Annotated in this window: 4 protein-coding genes; 1 reads left to right on the top strand and 3 read right to left on the bottom strand. The window is 72.8% G+C overall.

Translation table 11 applies throughout. From position 1 onward, the window contains the following. Positions 1-124 precede the first annotated feature (124 nt). Positions 125-1,042, top strand: a complete 918-nt coding sequence (locus G6R24_RS20040) for an NAD(+)/NADH kinase (protein WP_225438840.1) — start codon at positions 125-127, stop codon at positions 1,040-1,042. A 54-nt stretch (positions 1,043-1,096) separates the two neighbouring features. On the opposite strand, the gene G6R24_RS20035 is transcribed toward G6R24_RS20040, so the two are convergent. The 3 genes from G6R24_RS20035 to G6R24_RS23005 all read right to left on the bottom strand — a co-directional run. Then, entirely contained in the window at positions 1,097-1,438 is a 342-nt protein-coding gene (locus tag G6R24_RS20035) for a hypothetical protein (protein ID WP_225438838.1), read from the bottom strand. 112 nt (positions 1,439-1,550) lie between these two features. After that, positions 1,551-2,423 carry an LLM class F420-dependent oxidoreductase gene (locus tag G6R24_RS20030; protein WP_163550699.1) on the bottom strand — a complete coding sequence of 291 codons (873 nt, stop codon included), beginning with the start codon at positions 2,421-2,423 and terminating at the stop codon, positions 1,551-1,553. A 60-nt stretch (positions 2,424-2,483) separates the two neighbouring features. Continuing rightward, on the bottom strand, positions 2,484-2,706 hold a 223-nt coding region (locus G6R24_RS23005; RefSeq protein ID WP_225438836.1), incomplete at its 5' end, for a hypothetical protein.

Here is a 2,706-nt window from a genome sequence, read left to right as displayed (position 1 = left end):
CACCACTACCCGCCGTCCCCGCCGAGCCGCGCCCCTGGGATCCCGACGCGGCCCCGGTCCCGGGTGTCACGTCCGCCGCGCAGGAATAGCCTGCTGGGACGACCGGTGGCCGGTGGGAAGGGCAGTGGCAGTCGCAGCGGGGACGGGGACGGTTGTGCGCACGGTCGGGGTGGTGCTGCATCCACAGCGGGATTCGACACTGGCGGTCGAGCAGATCCTGAGCTGGGCGGCGTCGCGTGGGGTGACTGTTCTCGGGGTCGCCGGGGAGATCGAGCGGCTGCGCTGCGCGGCGGTGGCAGTCGAGTCGGCGGGGCTCGCCGAGCGCAGTGACCTGCTCGTCAGCCTCGGTGGGGACGGGACGATGCTGCGCGCCATGCGTCTGGCCGAGGCCGGCCGGGCCCCCGTCCTCGGCGTGAACCTGGGGCGGCTCGGTTTCCTCGCCGAAGTGGACGTCCCCGAACTGTCCGCCGCGCTCACCGCGATCGACCGCCACGAGTACACCGTCGAGCCGCGCCTCGCCGTCGACGCCCACATCGCCACCATGACCGCGACCGCCTTCAACGACATCGCCGTCGTGCGCGTCCCCGGCCACGGTGGCAGCGCCGCCGTCCAACTGCGCGTGGACGGACGGCCCTTCGTCCGTTACGCCGCCGACGCCGTGGTGGTGTCCACACCGACCGGTTCCACCGCCTACAGCTTCTCCGCAGGCGGCCCGATCGTCAGCCCGTCGGTGGAGGCCCTGCTGGTCACCCCGGTCGCACCGCACTCGGCGTTCAACCGGGGCATCGTCCTGTCGGTGCACGACCGCCTGGCGCTGGACGTCCTGTCCGGCAGCGCCCGCCTGGCCGTCGAGGTGGACGGCACCGTCGTCGGCCACCTCACCGCCGGCGCCACCATGACCGTCCACCCGCGCCCCGGCGCCGTCGAGGTCGTCCGGCTCGGCCACACCACCTTCTACGAACGCGCCGCCCGCAAGCTACGCCTCGCCGGCTCCGCCGAGGTGGACGGCGCGAGCCCCGGCCCACGCTCCCACCCCGACTGACCCGTTCAGGCCATCCGGCCCGTCAGCGGTCCGGCCCGTCAGCGGTCCGGCCCGTCAGCGGTCGGGGCCGGCGGACCATTGGCGGTCCTCCTCGTCCCACTGCTCGTTGCGGTTGTCCAGGCGCTGGCGCCAGTTGGTCGCCTGCTCGGCGCTGTCGTACGGTCCGAGCCGGCGATGCCCCGGCGCGTCCGGCGGATTCTCCGGGCGGCCATGATCCATGCACCACCACCAGCCCGTCGGATTCCACGCCTCGCTGCCCACCGCCCCCGTGCCACCGGCGACCCCCGCCGCGCCCTTGCCACCGCCGCTGGCACCGTCGTTCGCCGCGCGGGCCCGTCCCCGCCCCGACACCGCTCGTTTCAGGCTCGACCACATGCCCTGATCACTACCCCTCATCCCACCCGCGCGCACTCCCCCGAACGGACCCGCTTCCCCGCCCGCATGTCCGCGGCCCGGTGGCCCGGATCACCGGAGGCCCGAAGGCGTCATCCGGTGATCCCGAGGATGATCAGAAGGTGGCGGCGACGGGGATGAGGCGTTCGGCGAGCAGGTCCAGCGGGCGGATGGCGTCGACACCCGGGACCCAGCCGTGGCAGTGGGTGATGCCAAGGGCGGCCAGGGCGCGTAGCCGGTCGAGGAGGTCGTCGATGTGCTTGCCGTCGGGCCCGGGGTCCAGCGGCATCATGACGGTCTTCTCGATCTCGGCGTAGTCGCGGCCGACGTCCGCGCAGTGCGCGCGCAGGACGTCGAGCTTGTGGGCGACGTCGGGGCCGCCGAAGAGGTTGCAGGCCTGGGCGTAACGGGCGACTAGCCGCAGGGTCCTGCGTTCGCCACCGCCGCCGATGAGGATCGGCGGGTGCGGGCGGCGCAGCGGGCGCGGGACCCCGAGGGTGCGCTCGAGCTGGTAGTGCCTGCCCTGGTAGGGGGCGTCCGAGTCGCTCCAGGTCTGCAGGCAGATCTCGAGGGCCTCCTCGAGGCGTTCGAAGCGTTCGGCGGTGGGCGGGAAGTCCAGGCCGAGACCGCGGGCCTCCTGCTCGAACCAGGCCGCGCCGATGCCGAGGTAGGCCCGTCCCTCGGACAGAACGTCGAGCGTGGTGACCATCTTGGCGAGCAGTCCCGGCTCGCGGTAGACCACGGCGGTGACCCAGGCGAGCAGCTCGATGCGGGACGTGCGGGCAGCGAGGTAACCGAGCGTGGTGTAGGCCTCGAGCATGTCGTTCTCGGGCGGACCGACTCCGGTGATCTGCCAGACGTGGTCCATCACGCTCAGTTTGGTGAAGCCGGCGTCCTCGGCGGCGGTCGCCACCCGGGTGAGGTCCTTCGCGAGCGTCGACGGCCCGCCGGACCAGGTGAAGTCGGCGATGTGCAGGCCGATGTCCATGCCTGTCCTCCCGGAGTGAAACTGCCCGAACGAATCTGGAGGTTCCTCCGGATATTCCCCCTATCCCCAGCCACCCCCGCCGTTCGGGTACCGCCGCATGCCGGACCCCCGAGGATGCGCCGCCACCCCGGACGTACCGATCCGTAGGACAACGGACGAGTCGGTCAGGCCGCACGGCCTACCGGTCAGGCAGGATGGCGATGACGCGAGCCGCAGCATGAGCAGATCCTCGGCGACCCGCACCACCCCGGCCGCCCGTACCACCCCGGCCGCTCGCACCACG

Source organism: Candidatus Frankia nodulisporulans, assembly GCF_902806475.1.
Taxonomy (GTDB): Bacteria; Actinomycetota; Actinomycetes; order Frankiales; family Frankiaceae; genus Frankia; species Frankia umida.
Note: the sequence above shows the minus strand (reverse complement) of the source record. Positions and strands in the feature narration are given on the sequence as shown.